This is a genomic window from Salinivirga sp. (assembly GCF_055145285.1).
Window position 1 is genome coordinate 97,083 of sequence record NZ_JBSRDC010000059.1, and the last position, 22,968, is coordinate 120,050.

General features: G+C 40.0%; 24 protein-coding genes. 10 read left to right on the top strand and 14 right to left on the bottom strand.

Going from position 1 to position 22,968, the window contains the following annotated elements:
- The first annotated feature begins 217 nt into the window (after window positions 1–217).
- Window positions 218–1,477: a DUF4407 domain-containing protein gene (locus ACTB0Y_RS11595; protein WP_463206983.1), complete on the top strand. Its 1,260-nt coding sequence runs from the start codon at window positions 218–220 to the stop codon at window positions 1,475–1,477.
- Here the strand turns inward: ACTB0Y_RS11595 and ACTB0Y_RS11600 are convergent.
- The 13 genes from ACTB0Y_RS11600 to ACTB0Y_RS11660 all read right to left on the bottom strand — a co-directional run bounded on the left by ACTB0Y_RS11600 (window position 1,461) and on the right by ACTB0Y_RS11660 (window position 14,374).
- On the bottom strand, window positions 1,461–1,868 hold the full coding sequence (locus ACTB0Y_RS11600; protein ID WP_463206984.1) for a DUF1987 domain-containing protein: 408 nt from the start codon (window positions 1,866–1,868) through the stop codon (window positions 1,461–1,463). The two genes, ACTB0Y_RS11595 and ACTB0Y_RS11600, sit on opposite strands and share 17 nt — an antisense overlap.
- Window positions 1,861–2,367 (bottom strand): SiaB family protein kinase, encoded by a 507-nt coding sequence (locus ACTB0Y_RS11605; RefSeq protein ID WP_463206985.1) that lies wholly within the window; start codon window positions 2,365–2,367, stop codon window positions 1,861–1,863. The genes ACTB0Y_RS11600 and ACTB0Y_RS11605 overlap by 8 nt, the downstream gene beginning before the upstream one ends.
- 261 nt (window positions 2,368–2,628) lie before the next feature.
- Window positions 2,629–3,285 carry a peroxiredoxin gene (locus ACTB0Y_RS11610; protein ID WP_463206986.1) on the bottom strand — a complete coding sequence of 219 codons (657 nt, stop codon included), beginning with the start codon at window positions 3,283–3,285 and terminating at the stop codon, window positions 2,629–2,631.
- Window positions 3,286–3,373: 88 nt separating this feature from the next.
- Entirely contained in the window at window positions 3,374–3,847 is a 474-nt protein-coding gene (locus ACTB0Y_RS11615; RefSeq protein ID WP_463206987.1) for a Dps family protein, read from the bottom strand.
- Window positions 3,848–3,873: 26 nt separating this feature from the next.
- Window positions 3,874–4,311 carry a Fur family transcriptional regulator gene (locus ACTB0Y_RS11620; RefSeq protein WP_463206988.1) on the bottom strand — a complete coding sequence of 146 codons (438 nt, stop codon included), beginning with the start codon at window positions 4,309–4,311 and terminating at the stop codon, window positions 3,874–3,876.
- A 402-nt stretch (window positions 4,312–4,713) separates the two neighbouring features.
- On the bottom strand, window positions 4,714–5,970 hold the full coding sequence (locus ACTB0Y_RS11625; protein WP_463206989.1) for an NHL repeat-containing protein: 1,257 nt from the start codon (window positions 5,968–5,970) through the stop codon (window positions 4,714–4,716).
- Between the two features lie 58 nt (window positions 5,971–6,028).
- Window positions 6,029–6,496 carry an anti-sigma factor family protein gene (locus ACTB0Y_RS11630; RefSeq protein ID WP_463206990.1) on the bottom strand — a complete coding sequence of 156 codons (468 nt, stop codon included), beginning with the start codon at window positions 6,494–6,496 and terminating at the stop codon, window positions 6,029–6,031.
- Window positions 6,477–6,980, bottom strand: a complete 504-nt coding sequence (locus ACTB0Y_RS11635; protein ID WP_463206991.1) for an RNA polymerase sigma factor — start codon at window positions 6,978–6,980, stop codon at window positions 6,477–6,479. Before ACTB0Y_RS11635 ends, ACTB0Y_RS11630 begins: the two co-directional genes overlap by 20 nt.
- A 132-nt stretch (window positions 6,981–7,112) precedes the next feature.
- Window positions 7,113–8,249 (bottom strand): ATP-binding protein, encoded by a 1,137-nt coding sequence (locus tag ACTB0Y_RS11640; protein WP_463206992.1) that lies wholly within the window; start codon window positions 8,247–8,249, stop codon window positions 7,113–7,115.
- A gap of 120 nt (window positions 8,250–8,369) precedes the next feature.
- Window positions 8,370–10,145, bottom strand: a complete 1,776-nt coding sequence (locus tag ACTB0Y_RS11645; protein WP_463206993.1) for a chloride channel protein — start codon at window positions 10,143–10,145, stop codon at window positions 8,370–8,372.
- A 123-nt stretch (window positions 10,146–10,268) separates the two neighbouring features.
- A complete protein-coding gene (locus ACTB0Y_RS11650) occupies window positions 10,269–11,174 on the bottom strand; it encodes a carboxypeptidase-like regulatory domain-containing protein (RefSeq protein WP_463206994.1) in 906 nt (301 codons plus the stop codon).
- Between the two features lie 10 nt (window positions 11,175–11,184).
- A complete protein-coding gene (locus tag ACTB0Y_RS11655; RefSeq protein WP_463206995.1) occupies window positions 11,185–13,578 on the bottom strand; it encodes a GH92 family glycosyl hydrolase in 2,394 nt (797 codons plus the stop codon).
- 13 nt (window positions 13,579–13,591) lie between these two features.
- Window positions 13,592–14,374: an energy transducer TonB gene (locus ACTB0Y_RS11660; RefSeq protein WP_463206996.1), complete on the bottom strand. Its 783-nt coding sequence runs from the start codon at window positions 14,372–14,374 to the stop codon at window positions 13,592–13,594.
- 396 nt (window positions 14,375–14,770) lie between these two features.
- Here ACTB0Y_RS11660 and ACTB0Y_RS11665 point away from each other — a divergent pair, with 396 nt between their 5' ends.
- The gene (locus ACTB0Y_RS11665) at window positions 14,771–15,421 is read left to right on the top strand and encodes a hypothetical protein (RefSeq protein WP_463206997.1); all 651 of its coding nucleotides are present in this window, start codon (window positions 14,771–14,773) and stop codon (window positions 15,419–15,421) included.
- 590 nt (window positions 15,422–16,011) lie between these two features.
- Window positions 16,012–16,218 carry a DUF2283 domain-containing protein gene (locus ACTB0Y_RS11670; protein ID WP_463206998.1) on the top strand — a complete coding sequence of 69 codons (207 nt, stop codon included), beginning with the start codon at window positions 16,012–16,014 and terminating at the stop codon, window positions 16,216–16,218.
- A gap of 338 nt (window positions 16,219–16,556) precedes the next feature.
- Here ACTB0Y_RS11670 and ACTB0Y_RS11675 read toward each other — a convergent pair whose 3' ends face one another.
- Entirely contained in the window at window positions 16,557–17,273 is a 717-nt protein-coding gene (locus ACTB0Y_RS11675; RefSeq protein ID WP_463206999.1) for a Crp/Fnr family transcriptional regulator, read from the bottom strand.
- Window positions 17,274–17,442: 169 nt separating this feature from the next.
- Between ACTB0Y_RS11675 and ACTB0Y_RS11680 the strand changes: the two genes are divergently transcribed.
- From ACTB0Y_RS11680 to ACTB0Y_RS11710, 7 genes are read left to right on the top strand one after another with little or no spacing between them, the layout of a single operon-like run.
- Window positions 17,443–17,937 carry a Na+/H+ antiporter subunit E gene (locus ACTB0Y_RS11680; RefSeq protein WP_463207000.1) on the top strand — a complete coding sequence of 165 codons (495 nt, stop codon included), beginning with the start codon at window positions 17,443–17,445 and terminating at the stop codon, window positions 17,935–17,937.
- Window positions 17,930–18,190 (top strand): monovalent cation/H+ antiporter complex subunit F, encoded by a 261-nt coding sequence (locus ACTB0Y_RS11685; RefSeq protein WP_463207001.1) that lies wholly within the window; start codon window positions 17,930–17,932, stop codon window positions 18,188–18,190. Before ACTB0Y_RS11680 ends, ACTB0Y_RS11685 begins: the two co-directional genes overlap by 8 nt.
- Window positions 18,191–18,193: 3 nt before the next feature.
- A complete protein-coding gene (gene mnhG / locus ACTB0Y_RS11690; RefSeq protein ID WP_463207002.1) occupies window positions 18,194–18,544 on the top strand; it encodes a monovalent cation/H(+) antiporter subunit G in 351 nt (116 codons plus the stop codon).
- The gene (locus tag ACTB0Y_RS11695; RefSeq protein ID WP_463207003.1) at window positions 18,541–18,786 is read left to right on the top strand and encodes a hydrogenase subunit MbhD domain-containing protein; all 246 of its coding nucleotides are present in this window, start codon (window positions 18,541–18,543) and stop codon (window positions 18,784–18,786) included. The genes mnhG and ACTB0Y_RS11695 overlap by 4 nt, the downstream gene beginning before the upstream one ends.
- Window positions 18,779–19,477, top strand: coding sequence for a hydrogen gas-evolving membrane-bound hydrogenase subunit E (gene mbhE, locus ACTB0Y_RS11700; protein ID WP_463207004.1), 699 nt, complete (start codon window positions 18,779–18,781; stop codon window positions 19,475–19,477). Before ACTB0Y_RS11695 ends, mbhE begins: the two co-directional genes overlap by 8 nt.
- Window positions 19,477–19,848: a sodium:proton antiporter gene (locus tag ACTB0Y_RS11705; protein ID WP_463207005.1), complete on the top strand. Its 372-nt coding sequence runs from the start codon at window positions 19,477–19,479 to the stop codon at window positions 19,846–19,848. The genes mbhE and ACTB0Y_RS11705 overlap by 1 nt, the downstream gene beginning before the upstream one ends.
- Complete coding sequence (locus tag ACTB0Y_RS11710) at window positions 19,842–22,967, top strand: proton-conducting transporter transmembrane domain-containing protein (RefSeq protein WP_463207006.1); 3,126 nt, start codon at window positions 19,842–19,844, stop codon at window positions 22,965–22,967. The genes ACTB0Y_RS11705 and ACTB0Y_RS11710 overlap by 7 nt, the downstream gene beginning before the upstream one ends.
- Window position 22,968: the final 1 nt, after the last annotated feature.

The following is a 22,968-nucleotide window of genomic DNA, read 5'->3' on the forward strand; positions in this document are numbered from 1 at the left end:
TGCGTGCAAAGATACAAATATTGGGCCGTCGTTGAACCCAATAAGGGTTATAATTTATTTGACTATTACAAGCTATGATTTGGCATTATTGCCACACACAGTTTTTTACGGCCTTGTTGATGCAACTTAATCTGATTTCAATGGATAGCATTATTATCTTTACAGATTCGGACAATCATTTCTGAAAAGATTCGTAATTTTGAGTAAACAATTAAATATGAAGACCGACAAAGATTCGAAAAGCTGGCGGGGAAATGCAATTGCGCGTTTTTTTCTGTGGTGCTCAGGTGCCAGAATATACCTATTGAAAAAATGTCCCACAGAGATTAATATGTTTTTAGGAATTGGGACAGTGGTTTTTTTAACGGGAATTATGGCATCTATTTCAGGTGGATATGCATTTAACCTGGTTTTTAATTCAATGTGGCTTGCTGTTATATTTGGTCTTTTCTGGGGAACATTGATATTTTTCCTGGATTGGTATCTGGTGGCAAGTCTAAAAAAAGAGCGCAAATGGAGCAAAGAATTTGGAATGGCTTTACCGCGTATAATTCTGGCTCTTTTTATTGCAGTGGTAGTGGCCCGGCCTATAGAGATGAAATTGTTTGAAAAGGAAATTGATTTACAGGTGCAAAAAGCACAGCTGGACAAGCGCCAGGATCAAATGCAAAGTGTATCGAGTCAGTTTGGTGAAATTCGAGAGCTTAAACAAGAGAATGATTCTTTACAGCAATTAATTACTGAAAAGGCTGAAAGGCGCAATGAGCTCTATAATTTAATGATTGCTGAAGCTGAAGGCAGAAGCCCTGTTGGTATTATGGGGAAGGGGCCTGTATACAAAGAAAAACAGCAGGAGTATACTTATGCTGTGAATGAACTTGAAGGTTTAAGGGCACGGCTGGTGCCACAAATTAATTCCAATAATGAACGTATTGCCCGTTTGAACCGAAAAAAGGATGAGCTGGCTGCAGCAAATCAAATAGTTATTACACGAGCCAATGGTTTTTTATCTCGTTTGCGGGCATTGAGTCAATTGCAGGACCAGGAGCCAACGGTTCATTGGGCTTCAGTTTTTATTCTTTTGCTTTTTGTGGTAATTGAAATATCTCCTGTTTTAGTTAAGCTAATTAGTTCAAGAGGACCATATGATGAATTACTTGAGGCCGAGCAAACGGCCCTGAGTCATAAGGCCCGCAAACAGGTTTGGAAATATGCTTATAAAAAACATTTGTTTAAATCAGATCTTGAGCGGCAATCGAAATTGCAGGTAGCACAGAATGACAAGGTCCAAACAGATGCTTATGAGGCATTAATAGACGCAAAGCAGGAGATTAACAGAGAGCGGATAAAAAAATGGAAGGATCTTCAGCTAAAAAAGAATGGCGATACGATAGATAAATATTTTCCGGATTTGGTAGATATTGAGCATATAAAGAAGCATGAAAATGATGAGCAGGATCCTACTCATTCATCATAATGTACTTGAATTCAAAATCAACCATTTCGGCGAGTTCTTCTCCGACATCTCTCATGTCTTCGTCTCCTTCTTCGTAGTACCAGTTGATTTTAATATCAATACCGTTGTTGTGTAGTTGGTTGATGTATAGCAATATATCGAGGATAAATTTGGCTGAAGCAGAATTGAAATAGGAAAGTTTGAAGTCGAAATTGATCGTTTCTCCGTCTTTGATATTTTTATGAATAACGTCTGTATCTTCGAGGGCTTTTTCAAACCAATTGATTACCGGCATGTAAAATTCCCTTACATTTTCGGGCCTTGAGCAACCTGCAATTTCAAATTTCAGGTTTTCAGCGTCCAGTGTAATTGCGGGTGTTGCTTTTGTTTCTTGTATTTTGATTTTATCCATGCTGCAATATCTTTATTTTTATACAAAAATATGATTCTTTTTCGCTTACCCTGTTGAATGAATAAGCAATTTTTCGACTTGCATTCTTGCCGATTATGTAAACACCGAGTCCTGCACCTCCTTCACTGCTAATGTGGCTGTTGCGTAACTTTTCTGCAAAAAGTTGTTTCAACCTGTTATTGTTGGCGTTGATATATTCAATTTTTTCTTCCAGTTCATTTCGTTGTGCCTTTGAAACGAGATTGCAGGTCTCTATCATGATGCTGTTCTGTAATTCTTTTACAGTAAAACGGGGTAAATGTTCATCTGAAGATTGTTTGGCATGCCGCAGGATATTTTCCAGCGATTCTACTGCTGTTGAATAAACACGTTTACGACATAAAGTGGATAGATCTGAACGGGTCATTTTTTTGTTCAAATCTTCCAATAACTCATTTATAATTTCGTAGTTGAGTTTGCCGTTGTACGAAATGATAATATTTTCCTGCTTTTTTTCCATTAGCAATTAAAGCTGCAATATAGTAATATTTGATTTTATAACGGAAAAAGATTTTGTAGCTTTTATTAACGAAATGTTAAAGTGGCTATTTGACTGTTATATAGCTCATTTTGCAATTTTTTATATTTATAAGATTTTATATAATTGGCGCATTCTAACAACAAGCATTTATGTAATTGATGTAGTTGCGACGATAATTTAAAAAGAGGCAATAAAAACAAAAGCGGACAAACGCCCGCTTTTATATGTGTTCTGTGATAATTATTTTTTGTATTCTTTGTGGCAGAACCACCAGTCATAGCAATCATATTGGTCTTTACGCTTTTTGGCATCCTGAATATTATTGGCCGGAGGAATAATTACCCGGTCTTTCATAAAGTCATTATTTGGCCAGTTTGCAGGCATAGCAACTTTTTGTTTATCCGAAACCTGCAGCGCTTCAAGTGCACGAAGGATTTCTTCCATATTACGACCAATCTCCTGCGGGTAGTAAAGAATTATACGTATTGTACTTTCCGGATCTATTAGGAATACTGCGCGCACAGTCTGGCTTCCTTTGCCAGGGTGTACCATACCTAATTTTCCGGCAACAGACCCGTTCATGTCCGCTATTATTGGAAAAGGAATCTGAACGTCCATGTTTTCTTTGATCCATTCATCCCACTTAATGTGTGAGAATATCTGGTCGATCGAAAGTCCCAGCAATTCTGCATTCAACGCGTCAAATTTTTCTTTGCGTTTGGCAAAAGCCATAAATTCAGTAGTACATACCGGTGTGAAGTCTGCCGGATGGCTGAATAAAACAAGCCACTTGCCTTTGTAATCTTTCGGTAATTTTTTTTCACCGTGAGTAGTTTGTACGGTCATTTCGGGAAGTTTGTCCCCAATTAATGGAAAAGAATTTTCTTTAGGTTCCATGTGTGATTAATTTTTATGGTTTGTAAATAATTATTTAATATTTATAGTGGTTGGTACCTAAAGCACCAATCAATGAAATCGATTTTTATTAGCGTGTGGTTGAATGAAACATCCATACAAGTTTTTCCTGCTCGGAAATGTAATCGCTCATCATAGCATTGGTAGCTTCATCATTGAGTTCATCAGATAATGCCAACAACTCTCTTTCTTTTGCTAACAGGTATTTGAATCCTGAAAGCACTACCTCGATGGCTGGTTTTGCTTCACTTACGTTCAACGCTTCTTTTAGACCGGCTTTTTTGGTGTATTCGCTCAATGAGTGCACTGGTGTTTGGCCTATGGACAATATGCGCTCTGCAATTTCATCAATTTTCTCTGCTGCGTCGTCATAAAGTTCTTCGAACTTATTGTGCAGGGCAAAGAATTGCGGACCTTTAATATTCCAGTGCAGTCCACGCAGGTTCATGTAAAATATGTGATAGTCTGCAAGTAAATCGTTGAGTTTTAATGCAATTTTTTTCGCGTTTTCTTCTTTCTGTCCTATTATTTCTAAATAATTCATAATTCTGTTTTTTAGGTGTTAAAAAATTAATGTTTTCTATGGTAGTCTTTAAATCTACCGTTGATTTGAATTTGAATATCTTCTATGTTAAAATGACTTATTTTTTTCTTCTCGAAATAGTTTTCAATAAGTTCTTTTAATTCATTATCGTAATAATCTTCTATGCGGCCACTTTCTTCACAATAAAGATGGTAGTGTTTATCTGTGTATGCATCGTAGCGCATTACATCTTTATCGGTTTTAACTTTTTTAATTATGCCTTTTTCAGTAAAAGTTTCAAGCGCATTGTAAACAGTTCCCACGGCCAGGTTGGGATACTCGGTTCGAATGTATTGAATGATTTCATCTGCTGTTGGGTGGCTTTTCAGATGTTTTAATGCATCCAAAACAGCTATTCGCTGAGGGGTGACCCTGAGATCGTGGTCACTTATAATTTTCCTTATATTTTTATTATTGTTTTTCATCTTTCGTTAATTAGAACAGTTCTAATGTAGGAATTGTTTTAAAAAGTTTGAAAAAAATATAAAAAAATCTTTAATTATCTATTTAGTAGTATTTTATGTTGCGTAAAGTTTATACAAATAACCCTTGGTTTTGTTTTAAAATTTAAGGCAAACAGATTTTTTTAATGGTTCCAGGAAGTAATAATTACTAGTTTCGTATTTATATGTACAATCGAACCATTTTTGTAGTTGGGAAATGGAAATATTGTTTGTTATGAGAACTAAAGATGTGCTGGCAGGGAGAAAAAACTGTTTGAAGACTTTAGGAGGCCTGTATATAAATTGAAAATCAAGCTTTGCCTTTATCTTGCAGGCAGCTTGATTTTCTTTTTAAATATTCCAAACACCTAATTCTTTTCTGGCCTATTTCAGGCTGAATTTTTTAAGACGCAATGGTATGTTTTTATCGTTTTTATCCAGCACGACTGCTATTACTTTTCCGTTATGAAATTGAATCTGATCGGGATTCAATACAATTTTAAAATCTTCAGATTCAACCTTTGATGTACCCAGGTATTCGCCATCTTCAGAGAAAGAGTAGAGTTGAAATGATTCTGCAGCCTCTTTGGTGGAGTATTTTACTGCCCAAAGGTTATTTGAGTCATCAATAAGTAATTCTGCAAAATAGGGTAGGTTAGAGGGGTAGTAATTGGGATCTTTTAACATCTCTACACCCCTGTAGTATCCATCTATCAGTTGTTGCTTTTCTTTTTTATTATAATGTGTACTTTCTTTAATGCTTTTTTCCACTACTTTTGCTTTCTGCATTGCTGCATCATAATAATCTCTTCGGTCCGCTTCGGTTATCTTTAGCGGCTCAATATCTATTTTAAATGAATTAATTTTATTGCCATCGGGGCTATAGACTTCAATTTTGCCTGATTTTGGAAATGCAATAATCAGGTTTCCATCCTTTGTGGAAGCAATTTGTGGGTTGAAAAAGCCTGGGTTTGAAAAGATTTGATTAAATGAAATCATGCCTTTGCCTTCCAGGTTTACAACAATAGTTTTCTCTTCGTCTTGTTCACGGGTTCTGTCTTTTTTCCAGATCACTTGCTCTTTCCCGGTAATGATGTTTTTAATGCTAATAATATTGCGGACATCCCCTCCTCCCATGGGCACATGTCCTAAAATTGCTATTTTATTGTTTTTTAATGGTACTGAATTTAATGGCATATAATCTATTTGCGCATTTTTGTAAAATGCACCATCCAGGTTGAACAGTCTAATCCTTCCCTGAACATCAGTGGTGTAAATGTATTTCCCATCCAAAACACCTTGCACCTCAGGTAGCATTGGGAACTGTCCTTCTCCTGATCCGTGTGATCCAATATTTGCTGTTTTTTTCCCATCTGCAGAGAATTTGTAGATAGTGTGTTTTGTTTTTTGGGTCATGTATGTATTGCCTTCATTATCAGTGACTATCTTTCTGTATTTACCTACAGGACGTTTATGTATTTTTTGGTGATAATCGGAGAACACCTGGTGCCAATCTGTTTGTGCACCATAAGCGTCAACTGCTTCAAACTTTGTAATGCCATCATTGTAATGTGTGGTATTTTGCCCTGAAATTGAAAGGCTTATGATGCCTGCAAATAATATTAGAATATGCTTTTTCATTTTGCTTAAGTTTTTAATTATTTATTTGTTGCTTTGAATGGCGCCTTCAAAGTATTATCTAATTCTCGGTATTGAACTGCTCTATTATTTTTCCGTTTTTATCTGTGATGGTAATGGTTACCATGCGTTGTTGCCATTGTTCATTCATGCTGGCTTGTTGCATCATTTCCCATTCCTGCATTCTCAGGTCGTACAGTTTTTGTTGCTCAATCCGTTGTTGCCGGAATAAAACAGATATGGTTATCAGCGTTACAATCGCTGCTGCCGATGCATATATTTTCACTTTTGGCCATAACTTTTTTGTTTTCAATGTTGGCTTGCTGAATTTGGGAATTGTGATTTGACCGGTTGTAGGTCGTTCATTTTCCAGCATTTGCCCAATAGCTTGCAACTCGTTTTTGTAAGAATGTAGCTTTTCTCTGCATTGGATGCAGAATTTCAGATGATTTTCAACCTGTTTTGTTTGTTCCGGAGTTAATTCATGATCCAGAAAAGCTTGTATGGTTTCATTTTTCAAACAGTTCATGGCACTCCTCCTTAATTAGTATTTGTAGTTTCTCAATGGTTCTTGACAATGTTTTACCTACTGATGCCGGGTTCATGTTTAGTACCTCAGCCATTTCGCGGTATTTTAATCCTTCCTGGTAAAGCATCAGTAAATGATATTCTTCTTTGCTGAGTTTTGCCAGGCCTTTTTCAAGTTCTTCCAGTTTTTCTTGTTCTTCAGTAGATAAAACTGGAGTATTCTTGTTGTTCAAATGCTTTTTTTCCTGTTGATAAATATCTTCGAGTTGCTTTTTTTTGTGGTGATTGACAAACAGGTTGTAAGCAACTTTATACAGCCACGATTTGGGATTTTTGAGTTTGTTTTTTTCTGTGTTAATTTGCATATACATTTTTTCAAAAACCTCCTGTGTAAGGTCTCTGCTGGACTCGTGGCATCGGGTTAAACGCAATAAGTATTTGTAAATGAGCGTGTAATTTGATGTGTATATGCTTTCAAAATCCATTTTTTGTGTTTTGTACTTTCTCAGACAAGCAAGATTACGTTTTGTGACAATATATGCGGATTTTTTTGTTTCTTTTAGTATTGAAATTAATATTACCCCTTATGCGAAAGATTTTAATTGGGGTTTATAGTCTTAAGTCAAAAATGGCAGACAGTTCTCCGGATGAATGGTTTCCAGCTCTGCGTTTTTATAAGTTGAAAGAAAAGCTTTCGGATTCTTTGTTCTTTTTTTTGGATTCCATTTGAATTCATAGCCAAACAATTTACCATCGCGCTCTTCCACAAAATCAACCTCTTGTTTGTCGTAAGTGCGCCAGAAATAATTGTTTGCGAAAATTTGATGGTAGTGCTGTTTTTTAATTCTTTCTATCACGCAAAAATTTTCCCACAACATGCCCATGTCCATGCGTGTGTCCGGATTGTTGAAATTGTTAATGAGCGAATTGCGTACACCATTGTCCCAGAAATAGTACCGGGATGTTTTTGTAACTTCTTTTCTCAGGTTTGATGAGTAACCGTTTATTTTTATAATAATGAAAGCCTTTTCAAGTAAGTCGAGGTAACGTTCTATGGTCTGTTTGGCTAACCCCAAACTATTGGATAATTCGTTCAGCGAAACTTCATTCCCAATTTGAAAAGCCAAAAGTTTTAATAAATCCGAAAGTTTTGAAGCATTACGGATTTTTTCCAGTTCAAGGATATCTTTGAAAAGATAGCTGTTGCGAAGGTTAATTAGATAAAACTGTTTTTGCTCATCATTGCTGGCGGTAAGCACTTCCGGATAAGCGCCATGAATTAGGTAGTTGTTGATATTTTGAAATATGTGCATTCCACCGTAATTGTTCGATAGTTCAAGCATGGACAGAGGGAACATTTTATAAGGAATTTGGCGGCCGGTTAAAGGCTCTCCTAATTGGTTTGATAATTCAAACGATGATGACCCGCTGGCAATGATTTTCATATCCGGGTTGGAATCTACCATAAGCTTTAAACCCATTCCAATGTTGGGAATGCGCTGTGCTTCGTCAATAAATACAATGTCGTAACCCCTGAAAGCTGCATTTATTGTACTTAAGCGCTGTGATGACAGTATGTCTTGTAAATCCAAATCGTCACCTGTTCCCAAATAAATTCTTGATTCTGACTTTTCAAGGTATTTTTTAATAACAGATGTTTTGCCAACCCGTCGTGCTCCCAAAATAGTCAGCACTTTACCGGGCTTAAGATTTCGGCTAAACTCTTTTTCAATATGTCTTTCAATCCATTTCATCGGGATGTTTTTATGTAAACTTAACAAATTTGTGTGAATTTAGCAAGTGACCTTGTCAAAATTATATGAATTTGGAGGGTTTAGTTGTCGTATTTATCAAAATTTGGCAAGTATCAGGCTTTATTCTTCCGAAAAATCCCTCAACATTTTGCGATAGCTGGAGAAAACATTGGCACGTGATACAAACCCGTAGTATTTTCCATTGCGCACCACGGGCAGGTTGTAATGAGATGATTGGTTGAATTTTTTGGCTACTTCGTCCATAGATTCATTCGGGTCCACAATTGGCGCAGGCATAAACATAAGTTCTCTTACATAAATTTTCTTGTAAAGTTCGCGCCGAAACATGATGTGCCTGATATCATTAATAAAAACTATACCCTGAAGCTGCCCATCCTCTTCAATCACAGGAATGATGTTTCTTTTACTCAGGGCAATTTCTTTAACCAAATCACCGAGCGTTGCATCGGGGTCGATAGTACGGAAATCAGTTTCAATGAGGTTGCGTACACTCATCATTGACAACACCACCTGGTCCTTGTTGTGGGTGAAAAGGTCACCACGGCGTGCCAAAAGATAGGTGTAAACAGAGTAACGCTCAAAGATGCGCACCACCGCGTAGGAAGTAGCTGCCACAATCATAAGTGGCATGATGAGACCATATCCGCCGGTAGTTTCAGCAATGAGGAAAATGGCTGTGAGCGGAGCATGTAAAACACCTGCAATAAGGCCCGCCATACCTACCAGTGCAAAGTTCGACTCAGGGATATTTTCAATTCCGGTAAGGTTGATAATTTTAGCATATAATAATCCGGTGTTGGCTCCCATGAAAAGCGTTGGGGCAAAAATACCTCCAATACCTCCGGCACCAAAAGTAGCCGATGTGGCAATAGCTTTGAAAAACATGACCAGCAGAAAAAGCCCAATAATGGCCCATGTTTCTGTGCGTAGGTCATAAAATACGCTGTTGTTAAACAAATACTCGTGATTTCCCTGAAGGGCCTGGTTAATGGCCTCATATCCTTCACCGTATAGCGAAGGGAACAGGAAAATAAGCACTCCGAGCATTGAGGCTCCGGCTATCCACCGTTTAAAAGAGCTTTCTACCCGGTCAAATTGGCCCTGAAGGTATTTGTACATGCGGGCAAAATATACTGATGAAAAGCCGGCAACGATTCCTATACCCACATAATATGGTGTTTGACTCATGACAAATTTGTGAACCACCTCGAATGGATATAGCACATCCTGACCCAGAAAAAAGTATGAGGTAAGTGCTGCAGCGCTGGAGGCAAAAAGCAGCGGAACAATTGATGCCATGGTAAGGTCAATCATAAGCACTTCAAGCACAAATATCGTGGCTGCAATGGGAGCTTTGAAAATGGCCGACATGGCTCCGGCTCCTGCACAGGCGAGTAACAGAAGGGTTTGCCGGCGGTTGAGCCGGGAGGCACGTCCAATCGCTGAACCCCAGGCCGCTCCTGTAGCTACGGTAGGACCCTCCAATCCAACGCTACCACCAAAACCTACGGTTAAAGCACTGGTGACTATGGAAGAAAATGTATTATGGCGTGCTATGTAACCGTTGTCTCTCGAAATAGCGTACAAAATGGTTGGAATACCATGTCCCACATTTCGTCTTATTATGTAGCGTACAAATATTATTGCCAATAATATGCCAATGGCGGGATAGGCAAAATACATGAAATTGTGTAAATCTACCGTAAATTCGGAAGTAAGCAGTTCCTGAATGAGGTGTACAGAGTTTTTGATGATTACGGCTGCAAAGCCTACCATAATACCAATTATTAAACTCAAAAAATTGACATACTGGCGGTCACTCACATTGGTACTGCGCCATATCATGAAACGTTCTATGATTCTGTTTCTGCCCATCTGCCAACAAAAATATAACCTTGTTTGGTATTTTTATGAATTTTGGGATAAAAATATCCGAAGTTTTAAGAAACACTCCGTTTTTTTAATATTTTAAAATTCTCGGTTACTTTTATTAATTGTTCAAATATCTGATGTTACCTGTACTTCAGCTTTTATCATGGGCTGGCTGCGCCCTTTGAAATGCGTCCATGGATTGCCCAAATATTTGTACCACGATAATGGTTCGTAATCGGGTTTGCTGAATCCCAGAATAAGGCCATACCTGGTAGCGTACTTTTCTTTTCGTTTGTGTTTGCCAAAGTTGACCGGGTAATAAAATGCTTCACCCTGGTTTATCCATTGCATGGCAACAAAAACTCCTTTTTTTGGAAATGGAATCTGATATTTAGCCAGGTCAACGGAAAACCATTTATTCCCTTTCCCTGAATAGGAAACTATAATGTTTTTATTAGCCAAATCTTTTCCAGGCAAATTGGTTGCAGTATTCATTTGGTAAATTCTGATCCTAAAAGGGCAGTTGGGGAATCCGTTTTTCTTTATGTAAAAGCTCACATTTTTTACATAACCACTTTTTTCTGTTGTATTTTTGATTTGAATGCCATGTTGAATGCCGATTACTCCAAATAATTCGTAAGGGGCTTTTTTTGTTATGATTCCCAATTCTTTTTCGATATAGTTTTTTGGAACTACGGTGACTTCTTCAAGATTAAAAATTTTTTTTTGAAGGTAAATCTTCTTGTAATTGTTCCCGAGCTTAAATGTTTGATGAATTGTTTCGTATCCAAGCGAGGATATGATGACGGAAAAGCTATCTACCTCGGTATTAATTCTTATGGAGAATTTACCAGCTGAGTCTGCAACGGTGCCCGTTTTTATTCCGGGAATTTCAACAGTAGAATAGGGAATAGGTTGATGGGTTGCTTTATCAAATATTTTCCCTTCAAAAACGGTTTGTCCCCATGTGGCATTTGTGGTTGCAAGTAAAAAAAGCAGGAAGATTGAAAAGGTTCTTATGGTAAAAAGCATTACGTGTATTTTAATGTTCTCCCGACAGGGAATATGGTCTGTCTCCATATTGTTGCCCGCGCTCTTTATTCGGACTGGCCCCCATTTCAAAGGTTAGCTTGCCTCCATCAGTTATCATGTTGTGTGTGATGTACAGCTTTGGCCAGTGCTTACCGTTTAAATATACTTTTTGCACATACCTGTTTTCGGGCGATTGGTTTTTTACCTCAATTTCGAAGGTTTTTCCATTGTCTAAATTGATTTTAGCGTTTTTAATGTTTGGTGATCCCAATACGTATTGATTTGTGCCGGGTGTGACCGGATAAAATCCCAGGGCAGAAAATATGTACCAGGCCGACATTTGTCCGCAGTCATCATTGCCACATAAGCCATCGGGAGTGGCTTTGTACATCTCTTTGTTGATGCGCCGAACCATGCGCTCTGTTTTCCAGGGTTGACCCACGTAGTTGTACATGTACGGCACATGGTGGCCGGGTTCATTGCCATGGATGTAATTTCCGATGATGCCAACCGACTCAATATCTTCGGTGTTTGCATACTTTTCTTCGGGCAATGGCATGCTAAATAAAGTGTCGAGGTGTTGTGCCAGCGCTTCGTCGCTGCCTTTCAGGAAGGCAAGGCCCATTATGTCATGTGGCACGAAGAGGGTGTAGGTATAGGCATTGCCTTCGATAAAACCCATGCCATGAGTAGCTAGCGGATCAAAATCATTGAGCCATGTTTTATCGTGCATTTTGGGACGCATGAGTCCGGTTTTCCGGTCGAATACATTTTTATAGTTTTCTGCTCTGACGCGAAGTGCCCGTACCAGTTTCTCCTGATTGGCCATTTTAGCCACCTGAAAAACAGCCCAGTCATCGTAACTGTATTCCAGTGATTTGGTCACGGAGTAAGGGCCATCGTCGAACGGCACATAGCCTCGGATACGGTAGATCTGGTTTTGATCGTATTTTGGATACCACGCAGTGCGTTTCATGGCATGCAGTGCAGTGTCAATGTTGATGCCCTGAATTCCTTTCACAATGGCGTCGGAAATTACCGATGCTGCATGGTAGCCGGTCATGCACCAGTTTTCATTGTTGTAGTGCGACCAAATGGGCAACATGCCGTGAGCGCTTTCCTGCTGATGCGCCAGCATGGAGTTGACCATATCGGATGTGCGTTCGGGTTGCAAAATGGTAAGCAGCGGGTGCAGCGCCCGGAACGTGTCCCAAAGCGAAAATATGGTATAGTTTGTGAAATCTGTTGATTCATGAATTTGCTGGTCCAGACCACGGTACCGGCCATCTACATCTTCATAAACTATCGGACTCATGAAAGCGTGATACATGGCAGTGTATAAGTTTTCCTTTACTTCGCGTCCGGCATCAATCTCAATTTTTTTAAATGCTTTGTTCCATTTTTTTCTTGCTTCTGATTTATATTGTTCAAAGTTCCAGTGCGGTGCTTCCTGTTGCAGGTTTTTGATGGCGCCTGCAATGCTTACGGCAGAAATGGCAAGTTTGACTTTTAGTGGTTGACCAATTTTCGGTGGCGGTTCTGTTCCGGTTCGTAAATCTTTTGGACTGAGGTAAACCGGTTTCAAGGACTCTTTAAATTGAAACCAGGCTTTGATTTTCTTGCCCGAACACTCGGGGAAACGTTCAATGTTGTCGAATTTTCGCCAAAAACCATTGTATTTTTCCGGTTTCTGGTTTACTAAACGGTAATCCATAATTTTTTCGGAGAATGTGATGGCAAAAAACACTTTTCGTTCGCGCGCCCAACCTTGTGTTTGCCGGTAACCGGTGATGAGTGTATCATTCTCTACCCGAATGGATGACCAGATGACTTTGCCATCGTAATTGTAAATGCCATGAAATAAATCCAGTAATATTTTACGTTTGCTCTTCGATTCGAATGTGTATTGGTGGATGCCCACATGCGTGGTAGCAGTTAGCTCAGCTTTAACTTTATAATCATCTAATTCAACGGTGTAATAGCCGGGAGAAGCCAACTCGGTTGCTTTGCTGTAACGGCTGCGATAGCCTTTGTCGGGTTTTGTGGAAGTACCCGGATTTAGTTTGGGTTGACCTTTAAACGGCATAATGAGAAAATCTCCCAAATCGGAGTGCCCGGTGCCATTGAAATGCGTGTGGCTAAAACCAACAATGGTAGAATCGTTGTATTGATAGCCGGCGCAATAGCGGTATACATCCTTATTGTATTCGCCCTCGTGAAAAAACATTACCGTATCGGTATCAGGGCTGAGTTGAACCATGCCAAAAGGTACTGCGGCTCCGGGAAAGGTGTGCCCCATGTCCTGAGTGCCCGTAAACGGATTAACATATTGAGCGGGATCGTTTTGGGCGAAACAATTTGTTACAATTGTCAGAAGCAGGAGTGTAATTGTTGTATTTTTCATGATATGTGGTTTATCATCGTGGGGGTTCCCATCGGTTAGCGTTATTCTTTTTCGGCCTTCTGCCAGTCAATTTGAAGTTGATAGGCACCTGGTATCTCATATTGACTTTTTGGTTGTGCATTTTTGCGGGCTTCCAGAAGGGCATGGCAAGAATTACGCGCAAGGCTTCCTTGTCAATTATTTTGTGTCCTGAAGATTTAAAAATCTTAACATTGCTTATTTTGCCCGTATCATTTACAATAAATTGAACATATACCTTTCCTTGCCAACCACGGTTTCTGGCTCTGTTGGGATAATGAATGTTTTGAGAAATAAAATTAAACAAAGCATTCTGGCCTCCGGGAAACATGGCAAAATGATTTGCTTCATCGTCGCTTACAGGGTTTCCTTCCAGGTCGAAATATTGGGCTTCCACCACATCATTGTCATCAAACATAACTTTTCCGCAAATTTCTCCCGTGGGGTGGTAATATTTCCAGGGCCCTTCCAGGGAATCTTTTACGTACCTGCCCTCTTTTGTTATTGTTGAAGAATCGGAATAGTATTGCCAATAACCATATTTGGCGGTATCTTTGAAACTAAACGGGCCTTTTTCCCATCTTTTACTGTTGGGGTAAACCCATTTCGAATCAGGAATAGAATCTGTAAAAAACAGAGATACTACATATTGGGCTGCTACTTTATTTGTATCGCGGTATTCCCGATTTAAATACCTTACAGTGTCCTGACTAAAGACCGGCTGATAAAAGAAATTAACAAGTAATAATGTGAAGATTAAGTTGCGGAACAATTTCATGAAATTGACTTTTTTGAACTTTTGGTTCCAAATTACAATATTTTTGCAAAGTTCCACAAGAATATTTCGGATAATCATTGTTTCACCAGTGCACAGACCATTTCTATTTTGCGAGGTTGTTTATCGTTTAGTAAAGCGCTTAGTTATTTATGGGATAACTTCATTATATGTTGGTTTTCTTTGAGTTTATTGCAAGCGAAGCTAAAACATAATTTAGTTGTCTTTGTTACAAATACATATACTGCAGGGTTTTGTTTTATGTGTTGTTAGGGGAGGTTGACTCAAAAATGATGAAAAAACATGGAAAAAACACGCAGTATTGCTCATAACCAGAGAATTTTTCAGATATTTGCTTATTAGAATAAACTGCTGATTAAATATTAAAACTAAATTACAATGAAACGGACACTACTTTTTACAGTATTGATAATGATGGTTTCTACTATTGCTTTTTACTCATGTGGGAATCCTGAGTATGATAAAGCTATAGAACAAGCCGATGCAGCCATGGAGAAAAAGGAATACAAATCTGCCAAAGCTTATTACACCAAAGCACTTAAGATTTTGCCGGATAAGGAGTATCCGCAAAAGCAGCTTGACAAAGTTAATAAGGTGCTGGAAGAAATAGCGCGCAAAAAAGCTATTGAAGATGAGAAAAAATTTAATGCATTGATTGAAAAGGCTGATGAACTATACGCTAGCGAGCAGTATGGGAAGGCTAAGGGGCAATACCAGCAAGCGCTGAATATAAAACCCAATGAAAAACATCCAAAGCAGCGCATTGCAGAAATCAATAAGATGATGGCCGAAGCAGAAGCCATGAAAAATTATCCTTATCATATCGTGGTAGGTGCCTTTGAGGTTGATCGCAACGCGGTTAATTACCTGGAGCGTATCAAACAAAATCATAGCCAACAGGCCCGCAGCCTGCCCATTGGAAGGCTGGATGCCATTACTTATAAATCATACAAATCGCTTAACGAAGCGTATAATGATTTGAACAAGGCACGTCAGATTACACCCAATGCATGGGTTTGGAAGAAATAGAACGGAATTAAAAACTAATAAAGCACGATTTCAGGATTGATTTCGTGCTTTTTTATTTTTACCTGGGTTTTACATTCAGGGTACGAAATACTCAGTCCTTTCAGTCTTATTGCAAGTGAGGGTTTCGCTTCAGGCGAAGCCCTCACAGTTCTTTGCTACCAATCGATGGCCGATTTGGACTCGACCTCCGATTATTCCGTTTTTGTCAACCTTCGTTTAGTCACGGCGCGAGGCATTGGTTTAGTTTTCGGAATTATTTCTCTCTTTCGGGAATTGAACCGTGAACTCGCACCGTGACTTGCCGGAATTTAAAGTGTCAGTAATATTGTTCCTATTTAGCCTTTATTTTTGACAACGCTGTTAGATTAGGTTTTAATAGCAAAAAATATTTATTTTGTTTATTAATTGAGCGTATCATTCTCAAAAGTATTTCATGATGAAATTTACAAATTATTTTTTGCATACAAGGAAAAGATCAGACAGAGAAGATATTAAGCTTGAATGGATAGAAAACACAATAAAAAATCCTATTTATGAACAAGTGTAGTTAGATTTACGTATACGTCGTTGGAGTTTTATTGATGAAAAATATGAAGATAACTTATTTCAAAGATACAGATACATTACTGGTTAATTTTAACAACAACCAGATAGTTGAGACAAAAGACATCAATGAAAATGTTCTGGTAGAAATGGACAAAAACGGCAGTATTGTGAGTATGACCATTGAACATGCTCAGCATCAAACAGAAATTGCTAATTTCTCATTTAATCAGGTTGATAACTTCCCCTCCTAAGGGTAGTCTTTTAATCGGGCGGTAGCCCATTGGCGGAAACCGATCTCCGACTATTCCGTTTTCTTCAACCTTCGTATAGTCACGGCGCGAGGCATTGGCAAGTCACCGGGTGAATTGTTCATTACCAAATTTACAAAGCCACCTTTCCCGATCAGTTAAATTGTATTCTCCTGGTGACTTTCAGTCTTTTGCTTAGCAAACTTACGGATTTTAGGTTTTATCGCATGGTGTTTTCCAACTACCCGCTTTCTGTTTCACGCCTTCCTTTACAGATTCGAAATGTGCTATTCTTAATAATTTGTATTTTTTTCTAGAAGGAATCACAACTCACGCGCTTCCTACCCTGTCTGACTCAAGTCGTGCAATGCTTTTTTATTTTTTATTTTAACGGTGTGGTTCTCGTTCTCAATGTAACCTTCTTTTTGGAATTCCTGCAGGGTGCGTACCACGCTCATGGTCGACATGCCGCTCATCTCTGCCAAATCTTTGCGTGAAAGGGTGAGTTCAAATTCATCTTTGTCGTACACATCATAAGAAAGGTAAAGCAGCGTATCGGCCAGGCGGCCGTTGAGTTGTTTCATGGTTAGCGAAACCATTTTGTCGCGGCATAATTGTAAATCCATATTGACAGATTCCAGCACTTTGGCAGCAAATGAACCGTTGCGGGCAATGAGTTTTTCCACTACCTTCCGGTCAATGGCGCATATCAACGAATCTTCAAGGGCGGCAATGGAATACTGGAAATGGTCGTTGCCGTAAAGTGAGGCTAACCCCAGTAATTTTCCAGATTGATGTATACTGAAAATCAGGTTGCTCCGGTAATCTACTTCGTTGTAAACCTTCACCTGTCCTTTTTTTAGATAAAGCACATGAGTAATAAAAGCACCCTGTTTGGCAATGGTTTCACCTTTTCTGAACTGCAAATGAACCTTGTGTTCACTAATTTCCTGCAGTTCTTTATACATTAGTTTTTCAAAACTCACTGCTTTGTTTTTGCAGCTAAAGCAAAGTTGCTTTTCATTAATATATTTTTCGCTCTGATCTATTTTACTCATTATTTGAATCTTATATCCCTTCTTAGAGGCGGGCTCAAATTTACGATATATCCAGCGCAATAAAAAAGTAGACGTGTTTTATTTCTAAAATATATCTGCCGTTTCTGCAAAAACTTTGCCTTTAATTTCAAGGTATCTACATTTGTTGATAAATTAATAACTGGTTAATATGAACGCCAAAAATATTGTAATATCGGCCGTTATTCTGTTTATATTCTGGGTTTTACTCAACAATAGTTTTGACGCCCTGAATTTATTGATCGGAGCAGGATTGGCTGTAATGTTGAGTTTGCTTTTTTGTCGAAGCTGCAATGTCTTCGGCGACGTGAAACTCACCCCGGCTGCATTCATTTACACATTCATTTATCTGTTTGTGTTTCTGGGTGAACTAATAAAGTCGAATCTGGACGTTGCATGGCGGGTAATTGCACCATCGCTGCCCATTAAACCGGGCATTGTGGAGGTTAAAACATCGTTGCGTTCGCCCATGGCCCGCATGATACTGGCCAACTCCATCACCCTTACACCGGGCACACTTACCGTGGATATTCAGGATGATCATCTGTTTATTCACTGGATTGAGGTCAAAACAGCGGACCAACAGCAAGCCACAGAGCAGATTGTACGCAAGTTTGAAAAATATTTAGAGAAAATCTATGGTTAATACAATTCTTACCATTGCACTCGGGTTTATGATTGCTGCCATCATCATGGCTGCCATCCGGTTTTTTGCCGGCCCCCGCACAACCGACCGCATCATTGCATTCGATGTGATGACCATTTCGTTATTGTCGCTCATTGCTATGCTGGCGTGGTTCGCACAACGTTCAATTTACCTCGATATCGCCATTGTTTATGGGTTATTGAGTTTTCTGGGAGTAATAATTATAGCAAGATATCTTGAAAAGGGATTATAAATTATGGAATTAGCCGGAGCTATTATCGTACTGTTGGGTTCTGTGTTCCTGTTTCTCGGGGCATTGGGTTTGCTGCGCATGCCCGATAGTTTTAACCGCCTACAGGCCGGAACCAAAGCCTCTACATTAGGCACATTGCTCTCGCTGGCAGGGTTTATTTTTATTATGCCTAACTGGTGGGGCAAATTACTGGTAATCATCATTTTTATCATATTAACTAACCCGGTGTCGTCGCATGTGCTCGCAAGGGCTGCATATCATATCAAAACACCGTTGACACCCAAAACAGTGGTCGACAAATATAAAGATGAGGTCAACGCTGAAATGGACAATCACAAAACCGAAGCATCATGATCATAAAAATAGTTGCCATCATATTGGGCATTTTAATTATTGGCCTTGCTGTTTATGCCCTGCATGCAAAAAAATTGACTGTCGCCATACTCGGTGCCGGAGCAGTGAGCTTGCTGGCCTCGGTAATGTATTTGCTGCTGGCCGCCCCTGATGTGGCTATGACAGAAGCAGCCATTGGCAGTGGGTTGAGCACCATTATCTTTTTCTATGTATTGAATAAAATCCGAAAGCAAAATGGTTAAAAATCTACATATTATATTGATTCTGATCGGGTTGGGTGCCATTTTTTATGCATTTACCACCGATTTTGAAAGTGCGGAAGCACTCAATCCCGTGGCTGAGCATTATGCCAGCCAAGGCCCCGAAGAGGTAGGCGCAGCCAACCTTGTAACAGCTGTAGTGGTTACATATCGTGGGCTCGATACATTGGGTGAAGTAACAATATTGTTTCTTTCAGCTGCTATTGTGGCCTTTTTCCTTAAAGTTACCAATGGTAATGGAGGTAAACGTACGTTCAGGCCGGTGAGCGAAATTTTGCAAACAGCGGCAAAAGTGCTGACGCCGCTCGTATTCCTTCTGGGAATCTACGTATTCATTAACGGGCACTTGACGCCGGGCGGTGGTTTTCAGGGCGGTGCCATTGTGGCCTCCGGATTGGTGCTTATGCTACTCGCACGGCCCGATATGAAAGTTAGCCACACCCTAATTCATGTGGTAGAATCCATCTCCGGGTTTGCTTTTGTATTTATTGGCGTACTGGGGATTATTTACGCCGGAGGTTTTCTCGATAACAGCTTGCTGTCGCTCGGCACCTTTGGTACCTTACTCAGTGCCGGGGCTATCCCCTTAATTTACATTTTTGTGGGGCTAAAAGTGGGCGCTGAACTTTCAAATATTGTAGGACATTTACAAGAATATCAAAACGAAGCGTAATGGATCAAATAGGACTTGAAAATATCGCATTATTCAGCGGGCTTATACTGGCTATCGTTGGTTTGTGGGGCTTGCTGACACAAAAGAACATCATTAAAATGATCGTTGGGTTTGCATTACTCGATACCGGTATTCATTTGATAATGATTGCTGTTGGATATGTGAAAAACTCCACAGCGCCAATTATTGGTGAAACGGTTACTAAAGCCAATGCTGCAGATGTAATTGCTGATCCTATTCCACAAGCGCTTGTGCTAACAGCCATTGTCATTGGTTTAGGAATTACGGCCCTGATGCTGGCTTATGCACTTAAGATGCATGAAAAAAAGAAATCATTGGACATCAATCATTATAAAGATCTGAAATGGTAGGACCAATTTATATTATTGCAACAGCTCTCGGGCTGGCTTTTTTGCTGGGCTTTTTCAAAAAGCTTAATACGAACGTTGCAGAAACGCTCATGCTGGCCGGGGTCGGCTTTATGGGGTTTATCTCTATGCAGTGGCTTTTTGGTCATTTGGCCGGAAACATTACCGAAGCAGTAACATTTACAGCCGGGTTTGAACCCCCTTTTTCTATAAGCCTCAGAATGGGGGTTTTGGAAGCTGGTGCCACCGCGCTGATTAATTTGTTCGGTTTTCTCGGGGGTATTTATTTATGGCGAAAACTCAATGAGATGGGCATTAATGCCATGATTATTTACATGGTTACACTCATGGGATTGAATGTAATTGTGCTCACACGCGACCTCTTCAACCTCTTTGTGTTTCTCGAAGTTAGCACAATTGGCATTGTAGGACTGATACTTCTGGAACGCCATGTGAATACCATTGCTTCTGGTTTTAAATACCTGATTGCGGGTGGCGTAATATCTGCTTTTATGCTTATCGGTACCATAATGGTGTATAATTATGCCGGATCGCTATACATCGACGACATTATCACAAGTAATATCGTGGGCGTTAAGGGCGGTATGGTGGCCGTTTTCCTGTTGCTCATGGCTGTAATTTTGGAGTTGAAACCATTTCCGGCCAATGGCTGGGGACTCGACGTGTATGAAAGTGCACACCCGGGAACTTCAGCTTTGCTCTCGGCGGGTTTCGCCACGGCCATGCTTTTTGTGCTTTACAAACTAATGCCATTGTTCCCCGCAGAATGGAATACACTGATTGCCGCTGTTGGGGGCTTGACTTTCGTTGGATCTAACCTTCTGGGTATTCGCCAGAAAAATGCACAACGTTTGTTAGGATACTCGTCGGCAGGCCAGATTGGTTTGCTTACAGCTGTTATTGGTTTGTCGACCTATCTTGGCGAACAATTTATGTTTATTGCCATCACATTGCTTTTAAGTCATTACCTGGCAAAGGCCGGGCTTTTTTGGTTGGCCGGCATTGCCAAAGAAAAAGAGATAAAATCGTGGGGATTACTACGTAAAGAACCTTTATTGGTGGTCATGTTTGGCATTTTTATACTGACATTGCTTGGGCTCCCGCCATTTCCTTCGTTTTTCGGCAAATGGGAACTCATCATGCAGTTATCAGGTGCTGGACAAACTACCTGGGTTATTGCCATACTGGCCGGATCATTCCTCGAAGCTGTTTATTTGTTTAAATGGTTCGGTTATGTGTTGAAAGGCGAAAATGAGCAGAGCCTTATCTTTACTATTAAACCCGAACAGATAATTGCACCTGTGGTATTTGCCACCCTTGCATTAATGGGAGGTTACTACACAGCTGATTTTATGGGTGAACATAACCTGATTAATTATATTCCTTTGCTGTTTATTGCAGTTATTGGATTATTGGAATTTTTACCTGCATGGGTCAAAAACACCTTGTCAATTGCCGCTATGGGATACCTGGCATGGCAAAGTCTACCAGGGCTTTATGAAAATGACATGTTGAGGTTTATCTTCATGGCAATTTTCATTTTGGGAGGTATATTAACGTTAATTGCCGGCTACCAGTATAAAGGCAAACGTCAGGGATTTTATCCCTCGGCATTGCTGATGTTTGCCGGATTGGCCGGGATAATACAGGCTGACTCGCTCATGCAGTTTTTCTTTTCGTGGGAATTAATGACCATTGGCTCCTACTTCCTGATAATTCGCGGCAAACGTTCCATGCAACATGGCCTCAGCTATATGCTGTTTTCACTTGGTGGAGCTTACCTTATTCTCGCTGCTTTTGGAATGGTCGATGCACAAGCTGGTGGAATGCTTAGCGCGTTGAGTGACGTTACTACGCATGCAACACTCATATTTAGTTTGCTGGCTATTGGTTTCATGACCAAAACAGCCACATTGGGGCTGCACATATGGCTGCCCGGTGCGCATGCCGAGGCAGAATCGGATGTATCGCCGATGGTTTCGGCCATTTTGCTCAAAGCCGGTGTGTTTGGTTTGCTGATTACATTTCTGGGTATGGGTGCTGAAAACGCAGGCAACAGTAGCCTGCTTTATGTGCTGGGCTGGTTAGGGGCGCTTACTGCTTTAGTGGGCAACCTGGCTGCAAGCTTCCAGGAAGATGCCAAGCGTTTGCTGGCTTATTCCAGTATCGGCCAATTGGGGTACATTTTATTTGCCTATGCAATGGCCACCCATCTGGGTTGGGTAGGTGGTTTTGTATATGTGATTAACCACTTTGCATTTAAGGCAGTACTGTTCCTCACCATTGGTGCCATTGTGCTCCGCCTTGGAACCCACAATATGTACGAAATGGGCGGATTGATTAAACGTATGCCACTGGCATTTATCGCGGTTCTCATTGGTATCATTACCCTTTCGGGTGTGCCTCCGTTGTCAGGATTTGCCGGAAAATGGTTTTTCTACAACGCTTTAATCATGAAGGGCTGGTACTTCCAGGGTGCCGTAATTTTATTTGCCGGAATCATTGCATTTTTGTACACATACAGGCTTATACACAGCGTATTCCTCGGGCAGCTTAAAGATGAGCACCGACGCGTTAAAGAAATACCGGTGGCATTCCTCATCCCGATTTATACCTTACTGATTGGAATTATGATATTTTCTATGCGTCCACATTGGATTTTGGCACCTATCAGTGAATATTTAACAGCCTATTTTCCATCGAACCCGGTAGAATGGGACGGAGCATTGGCTACCACAGCCCTGGGCTATTGGAACGGCCAATGGATTATGTACATTATCGGGGTAATGTTCGTGCTGATTTTGGGATGGCTGTTGTGGCTTAATGCCAAAGCTACAAAAGTGAAGCAATTCAATATGGTATATTCGGCTGAGCGACCGTTCCGCCCTGAAACTACTCATTTGGCGCATAACATGTATGCCGGGTACAATAAGGCACTTGGCTTTATTACGGCTCCCGGCATCACTAATTTTTGGAACCGTACAGCCGGGTTTGTAAATGATAGTGCTGGTATTGTCAGAAGGATTTACACCGGAAACGGACAAACATATGCATTTCATATTGTAGCATATATCGTAATCATCTATTTCGTGATTTTCTAAT

What these genes read in the sequence shown, in the direction of transcription:
- ACTB0Y_RS11595 (WP_463206983.1), top strand. Translation starts at nt 218, where the DNA reads ATGAAGACCGACAAAGATTCGAAAAGCTGGCGGGGAAATGCAATTGCG.
- ACTB0Y_RS11600 (WP_463206984.1), bottom strand. Translation starts at nt 1,868, where the DNA reads ATGGATAAAATCAAAATACAAGAAACAAAAGCAACACCCGCAATTACA.
- ACTB0Y_RS11605 (WP_463206985.1), bottom strand. Translation starts at nt 2,367, where the DNA reads ATGGAAAAAAAGCAGGAAAATATTATCATTTCGTACAACGGCAAACTC.
- ACTB0Y_RS11610 (WP_463206986.1), bottom strand. Translation starts at nt 3,285, where the DNA reads ATGGAACCTAAAGAAAATTCTTTTCCATTAATTGGGGACAAACTTCCC.
- ACTB0Y_RS11615 (WP_463206987.1), bottom strand. Translation starts at nt 3,847, where the DNA reads ATGAATTATTTAGAAATAATAGGACAGAAAGAAGAAAACGCGAAAAAA.
- ACTB0Y_RS11620 (WP_463206988.1), bottom strand. Translation starts at nt 4,311, where the DNA reads ATGAAAAACAATAATAAAAATATAAGGAAAATTATAAGTGACCACGAT.
- ACTB0Y_RS11625 (WP_463206989.1), bottom strand. Translation starts at nt 5,970, where the DNA reads ATGAAAAAGCATATTCTAATATTATTTGCAGGCATCATAAGCCTTTCA.
- ACTB0Y_RS11630 (WP_463206990.1), bottom strand. Translation starts at nt 6,496, where the DNA reads ATGAACTGTTTGAAAAATGAAACCATACAAGCTTTTCTGGATCATGAA.
- ACTB0Y_RS11635 (WP_463206991.1), bottom strand. Translation starts at nt 6,980, where the DNA reads ATGGATTTTGAAAGCATATACACATCAAATTACACGCTCATTTACAAA.
- ACTB0Y_RS11640 (WP_463206992.1), bottom strand. Translation starts at nt 8,249, where the DNA reads ATGAAATGGATTGAAAGACATATTGAAAAAGAGTTTAGCCGAAATCTT.
- ACTB0Y_RS11645 (WP_463206993.1), bottom strand. Translation starts at nt 10,145, where the DNA reads ATGGGCAGAAACAGAATCATAGAACGTTTCATGATATGGCGCAGTACC.
- ACTB0Y_RS11650 (WP_463206994.1), bottom strand. Translation starts at nt 11,174, where the DNA reads ATGCTTTTTACCATAAGAACCTTTTCAATCTTCCTGCTTTTTTTACTT.
- ACTB0Y_RS11655 (WP_463206995.1), bottom strand. Translation starts at nt 13,578, where the DNA reads ATGAAAAATACAACAATTACACTCCTGCTTCTGACAATTGTAACAAAT.
- ACTB0Y_RS11660 (WP_463206996.1), bottom strand. Translation starts at nt 14,374, where the DNA reads ATGAAATTGTTCCGCAACTTAATCTTCACATTATTACTTGTTAATTTC.
- ACTB0Y_RS11665 (WP_463206997.1), top strand. Translation starts at nt 14,771, where the DNA reads ATGAAACGGACACTACTTTTTACAGTATTGATAATGATGGTTTCTACT.
- ACTB0Y_RS11670 (WP_463206998.1), top strand. Translation starts at nt 16,012, where the DNA reads ATGAAGATAACTTATTTCAAAGATACAGATACATTACTGGTTAATTTT.
- ACTB0Y_RS11675 (WP_463206999.1), bottom strand. Translation starts at nt 17,273, where the DNA reads ATGAGTAAAATAGATCAGAGCGAAAAATATATTAATGAAAAGCAACTT.
- ACTB0Y_RS11680 (WP_463207000.1), top strand. Translation starts at nt 17,443, where the DNA reads ATGAACGCCAAAAATATTGTAATATCGGCCGTTATTCTGTTTATATTC.
- ACTB0Y_RS11685 (WP_463207001.1), top strand. Translation starts at nt 17,930, where the DNA reads ATGGTTAATACAATTCTTACCATTGCACTCGGGTTTATGATTGCTGCC.
- mnhG (WP_463207002.1), top strand. Translation starts at nt 18,194, where the DNA reads ATGGAATTAGCCGGAGCTATTATCGTACTGTTGGGTTCTGTGTTCCTG.
- ACTB0Y_RS11695 (WP_463207003.1), top strand. Translation starts at nt 18,541, where the DNA reads ATGATCATAAAAATAGTTGCCATCATATTGGGCATTTTAATTATTGGC.
- mbhE (WP_463207004.1), top strand. Translation starts at nt 18,779, where the DNA reads ATGGTTAAAAATCTACATATTATATTGATTCTGATCGGGTTGGGTGCC.
- ACTB0Y_RS11705 (WP_463207005.1), top strand. Translation starts at nt 19,477, where the DNA reads ATGGATCAAATAGGACTTGAAAATATCGCATTATTCAGCGGGCTTATA.
- ACTB0Y_RS11710 (WP_463207006.1), top strand. Translation starts at nt 19,842, where the DNA reads ATGGTAGGACCAATTTATATTATTGCAACAGCTCTCGGGCTGGCTTTT.